The organism is Citrobacter sp. CK199, assembly GCF_030333285.1.
Taxonomy (GTDB): Bacteria; Pseudomonadota; Gammaproteobacteria; order Enterobacterales; family Enterobacteriaceae; genus Citrobacter_B; species Citrobacter_B koseri.
Genome location: NZ_JAOWGF010000024.1, coordinates 138664 through 154198, shown reverse-complemented (window position 1 = coordinate 154198; position 15535 = coordinate 138664). Strand labels below are relative to the sequence as shown.

Genomic DNA, 15535 nt, shown 5'->3' with positions numbered 1-15535 from the left:
TGTTTACATGCATAAGAATGTTATGGCCTCTATGTTAGGTGTGGTTTTGTTCGGGGCTCTAAGCAATATCAGTTGGGCAGCGGGCCAGGACAACGATCTCGATAAAACAGTCACTAAACGTGAGCTATATACCCAACTGGCTACATTAGCTCAAACCGTTTCTCAAAAAGGGGGCGTTTCTAAAGAAGAACTGATTAAGTATATAGATAGTCATGTAAAGGCTACAAATGACAGTACGAGAGAGTATATTAAATCTACAGATAAAAGTACGAGAGAGTATGTTGATAATGCTATTAGTGCTCGGGATATCTTGCAGAGTGTTTATACTGATGTTTTAGCGGAGCATATTGATGCTCAAAATCGCTCGCTGTCTTCACAGCGGGACGCAATAAATACGGTGAAACAGGACGTGACCGTAAGCGTTGGGAAGGTTAATAAAGAACTGGATGAACAAAAGGATGTTCTGCGCGGCGAAATCGGCCAGGCCAAAGCTGATGCAATTGCACAGGCTGACAATAATGCGAAAGTCGTGCGTGGTGAGCTTAAGCAGCAGGGTGATTCCCTGCGTGGTGAAATCGGCAGCGCCAAAAGGGATGCCTACGCACGGGCCGACAGTAATGCAAAAGCCGTGCGTGACGAGCTTAAGCAGCAGGGTGATTCCTTGCGCGGCGAAATCGGCAGTGTCAAAAGGGATGCTTACGCGCGTATAGACAACAATACGGAAGCTGTTCGTGGCGAGCTTTCTCAGACCAGCAAATATTTATCTGGAAAAATCAATGCTAACCAGTCTGCGGCCAGTAAGAATAGTCGCCGTTTAGATCTTCATGAATCCTGGCAAAAAATGGCGGCAGACAGAATGAATGGTCTGCAAAAACAGATATCTAACAACCGCAAAGAAATTCGTGAAAGTGCAGCTCAGAATGCGGCGCTTGCAGGTTTATTCCAGCCTTATAGCGTGGGTAAATTTAATGCTACTGCGGCATTGGGAGGATATTCAGATAAGCAGGCAGTAGCCGTTGGGATCGGCTACCGCTTTACAGACAATGTTGCAGGTAAAATGGCAGTTGCGGCCGGTGGAGATTCCGTTTCATGGAACACGGGTATTAGTCTGGAGTTCTGATTAAAGCTTACAGCAGGGGGTATTTTACTCCCTGCTCATGGAGCAATAATGAAAATTATCATCGCGACGCATGATTTTTATTTTCAGCAAGGCGCTGAAGTATTATTCAATTCGTGTGAGGCACTTGGCGTTGAACATTTTAACAGCGAAAGAGAAACGTATTTTATTATCTGTGATAATGAGTTCGCCGGACTCATGAGCATACTTTTCTACGGGTATGATTTTTACCTTGCCTGCAAGTCAGAGCCTTGCAATATGAAGCATGGATCTTGTTTGAATGACCAAGGTAAATCATTAACACATAATGAAAGAATTATCGCTTTCCTTTTATACTATAAACACTTTAGTGTAGAGCAAATCGCCAGGATGAGAGGTCGAAGTAAGAAAACAGTATATTCGCATATTTACAATATCAAGAAAAAAATCGGCTTAAAAAATGGAATGCACCTGCCATTTAAAAGTAACGGCATTGATCGGAATGCTTTTTTTGAACTGATATTTCTCATCTGAGATAAAATCTGGCTGGCATCTCATTATTATCTTCCCGGAGAATATGAATGAAGAATTTCATTAATCGATTTATTCGCTCAGATTACGATATCGTCATTCTTCGCCTGAGCGTTATCGGTGTATTTATGCTGTTTGGTACTTATAAATGGTTTGATTTTGAAGTTATGGCCCTGGAGCCTCTGATTTCATCAACATGGCTCAATATTCTGTATTTGATTTTTGGTGTCCACGGGGGAAGTTATTTCCTTGGCGTTATGGAAACCATTACATTTCTTGCGTTGATCATTGGCTTCGCCCGACCTGGTGTTGGCATACTAGGCGATCTCATTGTTATCACTACAGGAGTAACGACTCTGAGCCTGCTGCCACAACTGGGGAAAATTGACAGCTTCATTATCAAGGATGTTCTCTTGATTGGCGCTGGCGCAGTTTTGCTGAAATATGACCTTACCCGGTATCTGGCATTCAGGAATGGAACATACCGGGTATAAACGCTGCTACAGGATGGCAGGAATGTGAGCCCAGGCAGAGGATCTGCAAATGGTCAGTCCTCTGCGCCTCTGTTTTCCGTAATAAATCAGGAGACTGAGTTAATTCAGTACAAAATGTTTGCCTGACTGCGGATGTGCGCCATCACGGTGAGATGGCAGAAGGATCGGATACTAACGCTCTGTTATATCATCAACTTTATCATTTCTAAGACGGCCTCAAAATTGTTGGGTCGCGGCAGAACATCTATCCTTAGTGAGGGCGATGCCTTCAACTGAGCGCCCAAACATGCCACAATACGGGCCTTATCGGCTTAATTTTTGCTAAATCAGGATATTAACTACCCATGAAGGGTAAATACAAAGCCGTTCTCGCGCTACTTTTATTATTGATCCTTATACCGTTAACGCTGCTCATGACGCTTGGCCTGTGGCTTCCTACGCTGGCGGGCATCTGGTTACCGGTTGGTACGCGTATCGCGCTGGATGAAAGCCCGAAACTTACGCGCCACGGCCTGCATATCCCGGAGCTGCGTTATCTGGTGGAGGACTGCCCGTTAGCACGCATGAGCGGCGCGGAACTCACCCATCCCAGCCGCTGGCAGCTGAATATCGGTACGCTTGAACTGGACTCCGCCTGTCTGGCAAAACTCCCTGAATCTGAACCATCGCCCGCAGCGCCGCGCACGCTCGCAGAATGGCAGTCTATGCTGCCTGATACCTGGGTTAATATCGACAGGCTTATTCTTTCTCCCTGGCAGGAATGGCAGGGGAAATTGTCGCTTTCGCTGACGCCAGCCCTCCAACAGATTCGTTATCAGGGCGAGAAGGTCAACTTTCAGGGGCGGCTGCACGGGCAAAACTTCACCGTCAGCCAACTGGAGGTGAGCGCCTTCGAAAATCAGCCCCCTGTAAAACTGGAAGGGGAATTTACGCTGCCTCTGGTGCCGGACGGGCTGCCGGTGAACGGACACGCCGTCGCAACGCTGAGCCTGCCGCAGGAACCGTCGCTGGTGGATGCGGAACTGGAGTGGCGGGACAACGCCGGACAGCTGATCGTCATGGCGCGCGGTAACCCGGAGCCGCTGCTCGATCTCCCCTGGCAGGTCACTCGCCAGCAACTTGCCATCAGCGATGGACGCTGGAACTGGCCGTATCAGGGCTTTCCGCTGAGCGGACGTCTGGGGATCAACATTAATAACTGGCAGGCAGGTCTTGAAAATGCGGTGATAAGCGGCCGGTTGAATGTTCTGACGCAAGGCGATGCGGGTAAAGGCAATGCGGTGCTGACGATTGGGCCAGGCAAGCTGAGTATGGATAACAGCGACATGCCCTTGCGTTTAACCGGTGAAGCGAAACAGGACGATCTGATTTTTTACGCGGTACTGCCGACACAGCTCACCGGCAGTCTGGCCGATCCACAACTGACCTTTGAACCCGGCGCGCTGTTGCGTTCTCGTGGCCGGGTGATCGACTCTCTGGATATTGACGAAATTCGCTGGCCGCTGGCTGGCATAAAAGTCACCCAACGCGGAGTTGATGGCCGATTACAGGCAATTTTACGCGCGCACGAAAATAAGATGGGCGACTTTGTCCTGCATCTTGATGGGCTGGCGAATGATTTTCTTCCCGATGCGGGGCACTGGCAGTGGCGCTACTGGGGCGAGGGCAGCTTCACCCCGATGAACGCCGGTTGGGATGTTGCCGGGAAAGGAGAATGGCACGACAACACCATCACGCTTACCGACCTGTCCACCGGGTTCGATCAACTGCAATACGGCACGATGACGGTGGCGTCTCCGCGCCTGGTGCTGGATAAACCGATCGTGTGGGTTCGTGATGCCGGGAACCCGACCTTCAGCGGCGCGTTATCGCTGGATGCGGGCAATACCGTGTTCACCGGCGGCAGCGTCTTACCGCCGTCAACGCTCAAATTCAGCGTTGAAGGAACGGACCCAACGGTATTCCAGTTCAAAGGCGACCTGCATGCCGGGGCGATTGGGCCAGTGCGGGTAAATGGGCGCTGGGACGGCATTCGTTTACGCGGGCAGGCCTGGTGGCCAAAACAGTCGGTTACGGTCTTCCAGCCCTTGCTGCCTCCTGACTGGAAAATGAATTTGCGCGCAGGCGAACTGTACGCGCAGGTGGCTTTTTCCGCCGCAGAGGATCAGGGGTTCGAAGCGGGTGGACACGGCGTACTGAAAGGCGGTAGCGCCTGGATGCCGGACAACCAAATCAACGGCGTCGATTTTGTGTTGCCGTTCCGTTTCAGTCAGGGCGCCTGGCAACTGGGAACGCGCGGGCCGGTGTCATTACGCATCGCAGAGGTGGTAAACCAGGTCACCGCGAAAAATATCACGGCCGATCTCCAGGGAAGTTATCCGTGGAGCGAAGAGAATCCTTTATTGCTGAGTGACGTGAGCGTGGATGTGCTGGGCGGCAAAATCATCATGAAGCAGTTACGTATGCCGCAGCACGATCCGGCACTGCTGCGGGTGCAAAATGTCTCTTCCAGCGAACTGATCAGCGCGGTGAATCCCAAACAATTTGCGATGTCCGGCCCGGTTAGCGGCGCGCTTCCGCTGTGGCTGAGCAATGAAAAATGGATCATTAAAGACGGCTGGTTAACCAATCCAGGCCCGATGACGCTGCGTATCGATAAAGATACCGCCGATGCGGTCGTCAAAGACAATATGGCGGCAGGCGCGGCAATCAACTGGTTACGCTATATGGAGATTGCCCGTTCGTGGACGAAAATTAATCTGGACAATCTGGGTGTGCTGACCATGCAGGCGACGGTCACGGGTAAAAGCCATGTGGACGGTAAAGTCGGCACGGTTAACCTGAACTATACCCATGAAGAAAATGTCTTTACGCTCTGGCGCAGTTTGCGTTTTGGCGACAACTTACAGGCATGGCTTGAACAAAACACCGCGTTGCCGGAAACCCGTTGCCCGGAAGGCAAGGAATGTGAGGAACAACAATGAAAACGATGATTGCCATGCTGGCGCTCTTCTTACTGGCGGGCTGTACGCCGCGTATTGAAGTTGCAGCGCCGAAGGAACCGATCACCATCAATATGAACGTCAAAATTGAGCATGAAATTCATATCAAGGTTGATAAGGACGTGGAAAGTTTATTGAAGTCACGCAGTGATTTGTTCTGAGGTCATGATGAAAAAACAGCTTAGAGCGACCGTTCTTATCCTGAGTTTATTGAGCTGCAACGCCATCGCGTTGACCCTGAGCGAAGCGAGAACGCAAGGGCGAGTGGGGGAAACGCTTAATGGTTATCTGGTGGCGCTGGCAACCGATCCAGAAACGCGCTCGCTCGTCAGCGAGATTAATAAAGAGCGTAGCGCCAGTTATCAACAGCTGGCGAAAAGCCATCAGATTCCGGTGGATGAGGTGGCGAAAATGGCCGGACAAAAGCTGGTCGACCGTGCAAAGCCGGGTGAGTATGTACAGGGTATTAACGGTAAGTGGCTGAAAAAGTAACTGGCAACAGTGCGTAGCTTCTACGTATTTTCTGTTTTGTATGATAAAGCGCGATAATTTGCAGGGTAAGTTTCTATACTGTCTGCTCCGAAGCGATATTCAGCAAGAGGGGCAGTTATGGCAAGTCACGGTAATTCAGCGACGTTTTCTCTCGGTTCCCGGCAGGTAAAACGGCTGGGGTATGGGGCAATGCAACTGGCAGGACCTGGTGTATTTGGCCCGCCGAGAGACCGTCACGTCGCGCTGACGGTGCTTCGGGAGGCGATTTCGCTGGGTGTGAATCACATTGATACCAGCGATTTTTACGGCCCGCATGTTACGAACCAAATCATTCGAGAAGCGCTGCATCCGTACCCTGACGATCTGGCGATCGTCACCAAAATTGGCGCCCGTCGCGGGGAAGATGCGTCGTGGTTGCCCGCTTTCTCGCCTGCGGAACTGAAGCAGGCGGTTCACGATAATCTGCGTAATCTCGGACTTGATGTGCTGGATGTGGTCAACCTGCGCGTTATGTTCGGCGACGGTCATGGCCCGCATGAAGGATCTATCGAAGAGAGTTTTAGCGTGCTGGCTGAACTTCAGCAGCAGGGGCTGGTGAAGCATATCGGTCTGAGCAATGTCACCGCGAACCAGGTGGCTGAGGCGAGGAAGATTGCCGAAATTGTTTGCGTGCAGAATGAGTACAATATCGCCCATCGCCAGGATGACGCACTTATTGACGCGCTGGCGGGCGAGGGTATCGCTTATGTGCCGTTCTTCCCGCTGGGCGGGTTTACGCCGTTGCAGTCATCAACGCTCTCCGACGTTGCCGCCAGCCTGAATGCGACGCCAATGCAGGTAGCGCTGGCATGGTTGCTGCAACGTTCAGCCAATATCCTGTTAATTCCGGGAACGTCGTCAGTGACGCATTTGCGTGAAAATATGGCGGCAGGGGATTTGCAACTTTCGGATGAGGTTCTTGCGGTGCTGAATGGCATGAATGCCTGATGGAGGTTATCCGGCCTGCGGGAGGATGACACCCCTTGCAGGCCGGATGAGGCAAATTAGCGATGAAAAATCTTATGCAGCAACAACGCTGTCAATCGCCGCTTTGGCATCAGACTGCGCTTTGGCCGCGACTTCCGGGCCGTAAGCAATCCCTTCAGCAAACACGAAGTTCACGTCGGTGATACCAATAAAGCCCAGGAAGACTTTCAGGTACGGCGCGATCAGGTCAGTCGGAGTATCTTTGTGGATACCACCACGGCTGGAGAGAATCACCGCACGTTTACCGGTCACCAGACCTTCCGGCCCTTTCTCGGTGTAACGGAAGGTGACGCCCGCGCGGGCAACCAGGTCAAAATAGTTTTTCAACTGAGTCGGGATGTTGAAGTTGTACATCGGCGCCGCAATGACGATCACATCGTGCGCTTGCAGTTCCGCGATCAGCTCGTCGGACAGCGACAGCGCGTCCTGTTGACGAGGAGTCAGCGGAGCGTCGCTCGGGCGCAGGGCACCCACCAGTTCGCCATCCAGTACCGGAACAGGATTCGCGGCCAGGTCGCGCACGGTGATTGCATCCGCAGGATGCTTTTCGCGCCACTGTTCAACAAAATAATCAGACAACTGACCAGACTGAGAGTACCCTGCCAGAATACTGGATTTAAGAACTAATACTTTGCTCATGGGTGTTTCCTTTTATGTGTTTGAATGGGGTGAGCCCCGTTGCTTGTTGACACTCTATTCACAATCCTGTCGCAGAGATAGCGCAATATATCGAATCCTATGTTCGAAATTATTGAACAACACACGAAAAGCGCCGATGTGGTACTCTATACCAATCATTAAAAAGAGATTTTACCCGGCAGAGCACTGCCCTCTAATGCTATGACAGAACAACAGAAAATCACCTTCGCCGCACTTCAGCAACAGCTGGATACGCTGATGCTGCGTGACAGGCAGCGCTTTGCCCGCCGCCTGCATGGCGTGAAGAAGGTTAAAAAACCTGATGCACAACAGGCCATTCTCCTGGAGATGGCGAAAGAGATTGAACAGGCAGCAGGTAAAATTGTGCTGCGCGAAGCCGCCAGACCGGAAATAACGTATCCAGAAAACCTGCCTGTCAGCCAGAAAAAACAGGCCATCCTGGAGGCCGTTCGCGACCACCAGGTGGTGATTGTGGCGGGGGAGACCGGCTCGGGTAAAACCACGCAGTTGCCGAAAATTTGTATGGAGCTGGGGCGCGGTATTAAAGGGCTGATCGGCCATACGCAGCCGCGTCGTCTGGCGGCGCGTACCGTTGCCAACCGTATTGCCGAAGAGTTGCAAACGGAACCGGGCGGCTGCATCGGTTATAAAGTCCGTTTCAGCGATCACGTCAGCGACAACACGATGGTCAAGCTGATGACGGACGGTATCCTGCTGGCGGAAATCCAGCAGGACAGGCTGCTGATGCAGTACGACACCATCATCATTGATGAAGCGCACGAGCGCAGCCTGAATATCGACTTTCTGCTTGGCTACCTGAAAGAGCTGTTGCCGCGTCGCCCGGATCTGAAAATCATCATCACCTCCGCGACCATCGACCCGGAGCGCTTCTCGCGTCATTTTAACAATGCGCCGATCATTGAAGTTTCCGGCAGAACGTACCCGGTTGAGGTGCGCTATCGTCCAATTGTCGAAGAAGCGGACGATACCGAGCGCGATCAGCTTCAGGCGATTTTTGACGCGGTGGATGAACTGGGGCGTGAAAGTCCCGGCGATATCCTGATCTTTATGAGCGGCGAGCGTGAAATCCGCGATACCGCCGATGCGCTCAATAAACTCAATTTGCGCCATACCGAAGTATTGCCGCTGTATGCACGCCTCTCTAACAGCGAGCAGAACCGCGTGTTCCAGTCGCACAGCGGACGTCGCATCGTGCTGGCGACTAACGTGGCGGAAACCTCGCTGACCGTACCGGGCATTAAGTACGTTATCGATCCCGGCACCGCGCGCATCAGTCGCTACAGCTACCGCACCAAAGTGCAGCGGCTGCCGATTGAACCGGTTTCACAGGCTTCCGCTAACCAGCGTAAAGGCCGCTGTGGACGTGTGTCGGAAGGGATCTGCATCCGTCTGTATTCGGAAGATGACTTCCTGTCGCGCCCGGAATTTACCGACCCGGAGATTCTGCGTACCAACCTGGCTTCGGTTATTTTGCAAATGACGGCGCTGGGGCTGGGCGATATCGCCGCATTCCCGTTTGTTGAAGCGCCGGATAAACGCAACATTCAGGACGGCGTGCGTCTGCTGGAAGAGCTTGGGGCGATTACGACCGATGAGCAGCAAACGGCTTATAAACTGACGCCTTCAGGACGCCAGTTGTCGCAGTTGCCGGTAGACCCGCGTCTGGCGCGGATGGTGCTGGAAGCGCAGAAACACGGCTGCGTGCGTGAGGCGATGATCATCACCTCCGCGCTGTCTATTCAGGACCCGCGTGAGCGCCCGATGGATAAACAGCAGGCGTCCGATGAGAAACACCGTCGTTTCCACGATAAAGAGTCTGACTTCCTCGCCTTTGTGAATCTGTGGAATTACCTCGGCGAGCAGCAGAAAGCGCTGTCGTCGAACCAGTTCCGCCGCCTGTGCCGCACCGATTACCTGAACTATTTGCGCGTGCGCGAATGGCAGGATATCTACACCCAATTGCGCCAGGTGGTGAAAGAGCTGGGTATTCCGGTAAACAGCGAACCGGCGCAATACCGTGAAGTGCATATCGCGCTGCTGACCGGGCTGCTGTCGCATATCGGGATGAAAGATGCCGACAAGCAGGAGTATACCGGCGCGCGCAACGCCCGTTTCTCCATCTTCCCGGGTTCCGGTTTGTTCAAGAAGCCGCCGAAGTGGGCGATGGTCGCAGAACTGGTGGAAACCAGCCGCCTGTGGGGGCGCATTGCGGCGCGCATCGATCCCGAGTGGGTGGAACCGGTTGCCCAGCATCTGATTAAGCGTTCTTACAGCGAACCGCACTGGGAACGGGCGCAGGGCGCGGTGATGGCGACGGAGAAAGTGACCGTGTACGGTCTGCCGATAGTGGCCGCGCGTAAGGTGAATTACAGCCAGATCGACCCGGCGCTGTGTCGCGAGTTGTTTATTCGTCATGCGCTGGTAGAGGGCGACTGGCAGACGCGCCACGCCTTCTTCCGCGACAACCTGAAACTGCGTGCGGAAGTGGAAGAGCTGGAGCACAAATCGCGCCGTCGCGACATTCTGGTCGATGATGAGACGCTGTTTGAGTTCTACGACCAGCGCATCAGTCATGACGTGATCTCCGCGCGCCACTTCGACAACTGGTGGAAAAAAGTCAGCCGTGAAACGCCGGATCTGCTCAACTTTGAAAAGAGTATGCTCATCAAAGAGGGCGCGGAAAAAATCAGTAAGCTGGATTACCCGAACTTCTGGCACCAGGGAAATCTTAAGCTGCGGCTGAGCTATCAGTTTGAACCGGGCGCCGACGCCGACGGCGTCACCGTCCATATCCCGCTTCCGTTGTTAAACCAGGTGGAAGAGTCCGGGTTTGAATGGCAAATTCCAGGTCTGCGCCGAGAGCTGGTGATTGCGCTGATTAAATCGCTGCCGAAACCGGTACGACGGAACTTTGTTCCGGCGCCGAACTATGCCGAAGCGTTTTTAGGTCGCGTAACACCGCTGGAGCTACCGTTGCTGGATGCGCTGGAGCGTGAATTGCGGCGGATGACCGGCGTGACGGTAGATCGCGAAGACTGGCACTGGGATCAGGTGCCCGATCATCTGAAGATCACCTTCCGCGTGGTGGATGACAAAAACAAGAAGTTGCAGGAAGGGCGAGCTTTGCAGGGGCTGAAAGAGGCGCTGAAAGGGAAAGTCCAGGAGACGCTCTCGGCGGTGGCTGATGACGGCATCGAGCAGAGTGGGCTGCACATCTGGAGTTTCGGTCAGCTGCCGGAAAGCTATGAGCAGAAACGCGGCAATTACAAAGTGAAGGCGTGGCCAGCGCTGGTAGACGAGCGTGATAGCGTCGCCATCAGGCTGTTCGACAATCCGCTGGAGCAGCAACAGGCAATGTGGTGCGGTTTACGCCGCTTACTGCTGCTGAATATTCCGTCGCCGATTAAGTATCTGCACGAAAAGCTGCCGAATAAAGCCAAGCTCGGTCTGTACTTCAACCCGTATGGCAAAGTGCTGGAGTTGATTGACGACTGCATCTCCTGCGGCGTGGACAAGCTGATCGACGCCAATGGCGGCCCGGTATGGACGGAAGAGGCTTTTGCCGCGCTGCATGAGAAGGTGCGTGCTGAGCTGAACGACACCGTTGTCGATATCGCGAAGCAGGTCGAGCAGATCCTGACCGCCGTGTTCACGATCAACAAACGTCTGAAAGGACGCGTGGATATGACGATGGCGCTGGGGCTGTCTGATATCAAAGCGCAAATGGGCGGGCTGGTGTATCGCGGTTTTGTCACCGGCAACGGCTTTAAGCGCCTCGGCGATACGCTGCGCTATTTGCAGGCGATTGAAAAACGGCTGGAGAAACTGGCGGTCGATCCGCACCGTGACAGGGCGCAGATGCTGAAAATCGAAAGCGTGCAGCAGGCCTGGCAGCAGTGGATTAACAAGCTGCCGCCAGCCCGCCGTGATGATGACGACGTCAAAGAAATCCGCTGGATGATTGAGGAGCTGCGCGTCAGCTACTTTGCACAACAGCTCGGCACGCCGTACCCGATCTCCGATAAGCGCATTTTACAGGCGATGGAGCAAATCAGCCTGTAGCTCCATGCTCAGCTCAGGCAGGAGATACCTTCGGGTATCTCCTGCGGGGCGGCGCGCTTTAGCCTGTCATAAAGCAGCGCAATGTCTTTTTCGAATGCCGTATCTTGCGGCCAGACCAGATAGTAGCCTTCTCCGGTTGCTACCGCTTCATTGAACGGAAGGGCGAGCAGACCGCTTTTTACCGCCTCCAGACTGAGCAGCAGATCGCCCACGGAGACGCCATGCCCTCTTATCGCCGCCTGATTTCCCTGTTCCAGCGTGTCGAACACTTTTCCCCGACGGGTATTCAGCCCGTTAAATTTACCGCTGCGTGCCAGCCATCGCGTCCAGTCGCGCCGGTCCGGCGAAGGATGAATAAGCTCGCAGTCGGCAATGTTTTCTCGTACCTGTTCAAGCAGCTCGGGGGCGCATATCGGGATCAGCCACTCTTTAAAAAGCAGCCTGCTTTGCGTGCCGGAACCAAAATGACCGTTGCCTAACAGGATGGCGCAGTGAAAGGGTTCGCGATTGAAATCCACCGTATCGGTGTCCATCCAGACGCTGGAAAGCTCCACGTTAAGCGAGGGCTCCTGCTGATGTACGCTGTTCAGCACGTCCAGCAACCAGCCCATTGTCAGGGTTGAAGGCGCCTTTAAGCGCAGACCGTGCTGCTGGTTGCGAAACGCGGAGCAGGCGTTTTCCAGCGTCCGAAAGCCTGCGGCCAGCTGCTCCGCCAGCGCGCGTCCCGCTTCCGTTACCTCAACCTGCGGGCCGTTGCGGTGAAACAGCGGGCAGTCAAACGTTGTCTCCAGAGTACGGATATGTCTGCTGATCGCGCCCGGAGTGACGTTCAGCGCGTCAGCGGCTTTGCTGAATGATCCGAGGCGGGCGGCGGCTTCAAAAGCGCGCAGGGCATACAGTGGCGGCAGAGTCATGGCGATACGCTATTGTGAGTTTTACTCACATTAAATAGCAGTTTTATTCGTTTTTCAAACGTCATCGCTCGCTGAATAATGCCGGGAGTTTCCGGGCCTGTGTGCGTTATGAAGGAGAAAAGGCGTTGATTAATCTGACATTGCTGAGTGCGTATAGTTTATCGGTTTTACTGTTGCTGGTCACGCCCGGCCCGGTGGTTGCGCTGGTAACCGGAACGGCGGCCCGGCACGGCGCGCGTAAAGCCTTTGCGACGGTGATCGGAACGAACAGCGCCTCTCTGGTGCTGATTATCCTGGCGGCGCTGATGCTGGCCGGGGTGGTGTCGATCTCCGGTTTGTTTCTGTCTTTGCTGGGGATCGCAGGGTCGTTGTATATCGGCTACGGCGCGTTAATCAGCCTGCGGGCGGGGAATCCGCAGGCAAATGCGCAAGAAAACACGGTCGCTGCGGGCGACGGCGGGGTGATCCGGGGATTTATTACCGGCATTTCAAATCCGAAAGACATCCTTTTCTTTGTCGCTTTCTTCCCTCAGTTTATTGCGGTGACGCAGAACTTCGCCGCCAGCATTATGACGCTGACGGTGGTGTGGATCATTTTTGATTTTGCTGTTTTATCGCTGTACATCCTGCTCATCAATAAATGGTTGTCACCGCATCACAGCAGGCGTATTGGGCTGGCGTCATCGCTGTTTTTGCTGGTGGTATCGCTGTCTGGCATGGTCTATAACGTCCGCGAAATCATTCACCACTTGCCGTACGGATGACGTCAGACTGACCAGCCGCCGCCCAGCGCTTTGTAGAGATCAATCTGCGCCAGCAGCAGATTGTTTTTCACCTGCACCACATTGGTTTGCACTGAGAACAGCGTGCGCTGGGCGTCCAGTACATCCAGATAAGACGAATAGCCATTGCGATAGCGATTCTGGGCGATGCGCAATGTTTCCTGCGCCACATCCTGCTGCGCCTGTAGTTCACTGAGTTGTTCCTGATAGCGGGTGATGGCGTCGAGGCTATCGTTTACCTCTCTGAAGGCGTTACGCACGGTTTTTTCATAACTGTACAGCGCCTGATTACGCTGGGACTGGGAAATATCAACCTGCGCATTCAATGCCTGACGGTTAAGCAGAGGGGCGAGAATGCTGCCGCCGATACTCCATAAGCGGAGCGGGTCGTCAAGCAGACCGGGGAGCGTGCGATCCTGCACCGATCCGGTCGCCGTCAGGTTGATCGACGGCAGCAGGCTGGCGCGAGAGGCGGCAAGCGTCGCATCGGTCGCAATAAGCTGTCTCTCGGCCTGCACAACATCAGGACGGCGGTTGAGCAACGAAGAGGGCAACTGTGACGGCAACGTTAAGGGCGTCAGCGCATCAAAACGGTCGCTACGGGCCAGCCGCGTCGGGTTGCTGCCCAGCAGAAGACTCAGCGCGTTTTCCTGTTGTGCGATCTGGTGCTCAAGCAGGGGAATTTGCGCGCGCGTCGAGCGAAGCTCAGAATCCGACTGCATCAATTCCAGGCGCGAGCTGTAGCCTGTTTCATATTGCCGTTTTGCCAGATTCCAGGCTTCTTCACGCGATTTCAGCGTCGATTTTGTCACGTTGAGCTGCTCATCCAGCGCCAGCAGCGTGACATAACCGGACGCAACGGACGAGGCAACGGTCAGATCGGCGGCGGCCGCCGCCGCTTTTTGCGCCGCCAGCGAGGCCTGCGCTGCACTGGCGGTGCTGCGATTAACGCCCCAGATATCGACATCGTAGCTTGCCGTCAGGCTGCCCTTATACAACGTACTGTAGATCGGAAGTCCAGTTGCCGCAGACTGCGTTCGCGCCCGCGCTCCGCTAACGCCCGCATTCAGCGAGGGGAACAGGCTGCCTTCGGCGGCATAGACCCTGGCCTGGTATTCATTTACCCGTTCGCGGGCAATCAGCACGTCGCTGTTATTTTGCAGCGCCTGATCGACATAACGATTCAGATGACTGTCGTGAAAATTTCTCCACCATACCTGTTCTGTTACGCTGGCGGGGCCGGTGGCGGTTCGCCAGGCGGCGGGGATTTGCAAAGACGGTTTTGCGGGTGCCACATCAACCGACTGACAGCCACTGAGCAGCAGGGCGAACAGCAAAGCGGCAACGGGACGGCGCGTCATTGTTTCGCCTCCCGGGTATCGATATGTACCTGCACCGACATACCCGGACGCAATCGCGCAATCTCCTCCGGTTTACCCAGCACCTCCACCCGAACCGGAATGCGCTGGGCGATTTTGACAAAGTTGCCGGTCGCGTTGTCCGGCGTAATGGCGCTGAACTCCACGCCGGTTGCCGGAGAAATGCTCTCCACCCGGCCTTCATAAGCCCGATCATTCAGCGCATCGACGGTAAATCGTACCGGCTGACCCACGCGCAGCTCCGCCAGTTGCGTCTCTTTAATATTGGCGATAACCCAGTGCTGCGGCGGCACCAGCGTGGTGAGGTGCGTTCCGGCGGTGACGTACGCGCCGAGGCGGACGGCAATCTGCCCAAGCTGGCCGTCGCGCGGCGCGACAATGCGGGTATTTTGCAGATCGATCTGCGCCAGCTCTAACGCTGCGCGGGCATTTTCAACGTCGGCTTCCAGCGCTCCCCGGTTGACGATCACCGTTTGTAAATCCTGTCGTGACATCTCCAGCGTGGCTTTCGCCTGGTCGATATCCGCGCTGCCTTGCGCGGCGCTGGCCAGCGCCGCATCGCGTTCACGAATCGACAGTGAACCGTCGGCGGTGAGATCTTTCACGCGTTTCAAATCTGCCTGAGTCTTCAGACTTTGCGCTTTGGCGTTCTTCAGTACCGCTTCATTGCGCGCAATCACGGCTTCGGCGCTTTTACGCTGTTGCAGGTTGTTATTTAACGCGGCGATTTTCATGGCCAGCTGCGCTTCGGCCTGATGGACACGCTGGCGATAAATACGGTCGTCGATCTGCATCAGCAGTTCGCCTTTTTTCACCTGCACAAAGTCCTGCACATTCACCTGCGTGATATATCCATTCACCTGCGGGCTAATAAAGGTGGTTTGTCCACGCACATAGGCGTTATCCGTAAATTGCGTATGGCGGGTAAACGGCGGTAATTGCCAGGCGTAGAGGATCACCAGAACCCCGACGAGGCCAATGGCGGCAGCGGCAAAAATTGACACCACACGGAGATTGTTTCGGGTATTTGCCTGCTCTTTGGCGGCATCCTGCTGACTCATAGCGGCTCCTGAGGT

At 54.4% G+C, this 15535-nt stretch carries 13 protein-coding genes; 9 read left to right on the top strand and 4 right to left on the bottom strand.

All coding sequences use genetic code 11. From position 1 onward, the window contains the following. Positions 1–7 precede the first annotated feature (7 nt). The 7 genes from OGX75_RS04860 (at position 8) to OGX75_RS04830 (ending at position 6602) form a co-directional block, all read left to right on the top strand. Entirely contained in the window at positions 8–1120 is a 1113-nt protein-coding gene (locus OGX75_RS04860; protein WP_115181610.1) for a YadA-like family protein, read from the top strand. A 48-nt stretch (positions 1121–1168) separates the two neighbouring features. Then, positions 1169–1630 (top strand): helix-turn-helix transcriptional regulator, encoded by a 462-nt coding sequence (locus OGX75_RS04855; RefSeq protein ID WP_112002060.1) that lies wholly within the window; start codon positions 1169–1171, stop codon positions 1628–1630. A 47-nt stretch (positions 1631–1677) separates the two neighbouring features. Continuing rightward, positions 1678–2121 carry a DUF417 family protein gene (locus tag OGX75_RS04850; protein WP_049011902.1) on the top strand — a complete coding sequence of 148 codons (444 nt, stop codon included), beginning with the start codon at positions 1678–1680 and terminating at the stop codon, positions 2119–2121. 344 nt (positions 2122–2465) lie between these two features. Further along, positions 2466–5105, top strand: coding sequence for a YdbH family protein (locus tag OGX75_RS04845; RefSeq protein WP_286451308.1), 2640 nt, complete (start codon positions 2466–2468; stop codon positions 5103–5105). Continuing rightward, the gene (locus OGX75_RS04840) at positions 5102–5284 is read left to right on the top strand and encodes a YnbE family lipoprotein (RefSeq protein WP_012132311.1); all 183 of its coding nucleotides are present in this window, start codon (positions 5102–5104) and stop codon (positions 5282–5284) included. The genes OGX75_RS04845 and OGX75_RS04840 overlap by 4 nt, the downstream gene beginning before the upstream one ends. Before the next feature lie 7 nt (positions 5285–5291). Then, the gene (locus tag OGX75_RS04835) at positions 5292–5615 is read left to right on the top strand and encodes a YdbL family probable chaperone protein (RefSeq protein ID WP_024130313.1); all 324 of its coding nucleotides are present in this window, start codon (positions 5292–5294) and stop codon (positions 5613–5615) included. Positions 5616–5732: 117 nt separating this feature from the next. Next, the gene (locus OGX75_RS04830) at positions 5733–6602 is read left to right on the top strand and encodes an aldo/keto reductase family oxidoreductase (protein ID WP_047463600.1); all 870 of its coding nucleotides are present in this window, start codon (positions 5733–5735) and stop codon (positions 6600–6602) included. Between the two features lie 72 nt (positions 6603–6674). Here OGX75_RS04830 and azoR read toward each other — a convergent pair whose 3' ends face one another. Then, positions 6675–7280 (bottom strand): FMN-dependent NADH-azoreductase, encoded by a 606-nt coding sequence (azoR, locus tag OGX75_RS04825; RefSeq protein ID WP_049011899.1) that lies wholly within the window; start codon positions 7278–7280, stop codon positions 6675–6677. 201 nt (positions 7281–7481) lie between these two features. On the opposite strand from azoR, the gene hrpA reads away from it, so the two are divergent. Beyond that, on the top strand, positions 7482–11384 hold the full coding sequence (gene hrpA / locus OGX75_RS04820) for an ATP-dependent RNA helicase HrpA (protein ID WP_047463604.1): 3903 nt from the start codon (positions 7482–7484) through the stop codon (positions 11382–11384). 8 nt (positions 11385–11392) lie between these two features. Here the strand turns inward: hrpA and OGX75_RS04815 are convergent, their stop codons facing one another. Then, positions 11393–12298 carry a LysR family transcriptional regulator gene (locus OGX75_RS04815; protein ID WP_110494241.1) on the bottom strand — a complete coding sequence of 302 codons (906 nt, stop codon included), beginning with the start codon at positions 12296–12298 and terminating at the stop codon, positions 11393–11395. Between the two features lie 128 nt (positions 12299–12426). On the opposite strand from OGX75_RS04815, the gene OGX75_RS04810 reads away from it, so the two are divergent. Next, positions 12427–13062, top strand: a complete 636-nt coding sequence (locus OGX75_RS04810) for a LysE family translocator (protein WP_071259026.1) — start codon at positions 12427–12429, stop codon at positions 13060–13062. 2 nt (positions 13063–13064) lie between these two features. Here the strand turns inward: OGX75_RS04810 and OGX75_RS04805 are convergent, their stop codons facing one another. Further along, a complete protein-coding gene (locus OGX75_RS04805) occupies positions 13065–14441 on the bottom strand; it encodes an efflux transporter outer membrane subunit (RefSeq protein WP_230011036.1) in 1377 nt (458 codons plus the stop codon). After that, positions 14438–15520: an HlyD family secretion protein gene (locus OGX75_RS04800; protein WP_047463610.1), complete on the bottom strand. Its 1083-nt coding sequence runs from the start codon at positions 15518–15520 to the stop codon at positions 14438–14440. The genes OGX75_RS04805 and OGX75_RS04800 overlap by 4 nt, the downstream gene beginning before the upstream one ends. Between the last annotated feature and the right edge of the window lie 15 nt (positions 15521–15535).

What these genes read in the sequence shown, in the direction of transcription:
- OGX75_RS04835 (WP_024130313.1), top strand. Translation starts at nt 5,292, where the DNA reads ATGAAAAAACAGCTTAGAGCGACCGTTCTTATCCTGAGTTTATTGAGC.
- OGX75_RS04845 (WP_286451308.1), top strand. Translation starts at nt 2,466, where the DNA reads ATGAAGGGTAAATACAAAGCCGTTCTCGCGCTACTTTTATTATTGATC.
- OGX75_RS04830 (WP_047463600.1), top strand. Translation starts at nt 5,733, where the DNA reads ATGGCAAGTCACGGTAATTCAGCGACGTTTTCTCTCGGTTCCCGGCAG.
- azoR (WP_049011899.1), bottom strand. Translation starts at nt 7,280, where the DNA reads ATGAGCAAAGTATTAGTTCTTAAATCCAGTATTCTGGCAGGGTACTCT.
- hrpA (WP_047463604.1), top strand. Translation starts at nt 7,482, where the DNA reads ATGACAGAACAACAGAAAATCACCTTCGCCGCACTTCAGCAACAGCTG.
- OGX75_RS04860 (WP_115181610.1), top strand. Translation starts at nt 8, where the DNA reads ATGCATAAGAATGTTATGGCCTCTATGTTAGGTGTGGTTTTGTTCGGG.
- OGX75_RS04850 (WP_049011902.1), top strand. Translation starts at nt 1,678, where the DNA reads ATGAAGAATTTCATTAATCGATTTATTCGCTCAGATTACGATATCGTC.
- OGX75_RS04815 (WP_110494241.1), bottom strand. Translation starts at nt 12,298, where the DNA reads ATGACTCTGCCGCCACTGTATGCCCTGCGCGCTTTTGAAGCCGCCGCC.
- OGX75_RS04840 (WP_012132311.1), top strand. Translation starts at nt 5,102, where the DNA reads ATGAAAACGATGATTGCCATGCTGGCGCTCTTCTTACTGGCGGGCTGT.
- OGX75_RS04800 (WP_047463610.1), bottom strand. Translation starts at nt 15,520, where the DNA reads ATGAGTCAGCAGGATGCCGCCAAAGAGCAGGCAAATACCCGAAACAAT.
- OGX75_RS04855 (WP_112002060.1), top strand. Translation starts at nt 1,169, where the DNA reads ATGAAAATTATCATCGCGACGCATGATTTTTATTTTCAGCAAGGCGCT.
- OGX75_RS04805 (WP_230011036.1), bottom strand. Translation starts at nt 14,441, where the DNA reads ATGACGCGCCGTCCCGTTGCCGCTTTGCTGTTCGCCCTGCTGCTCAGT.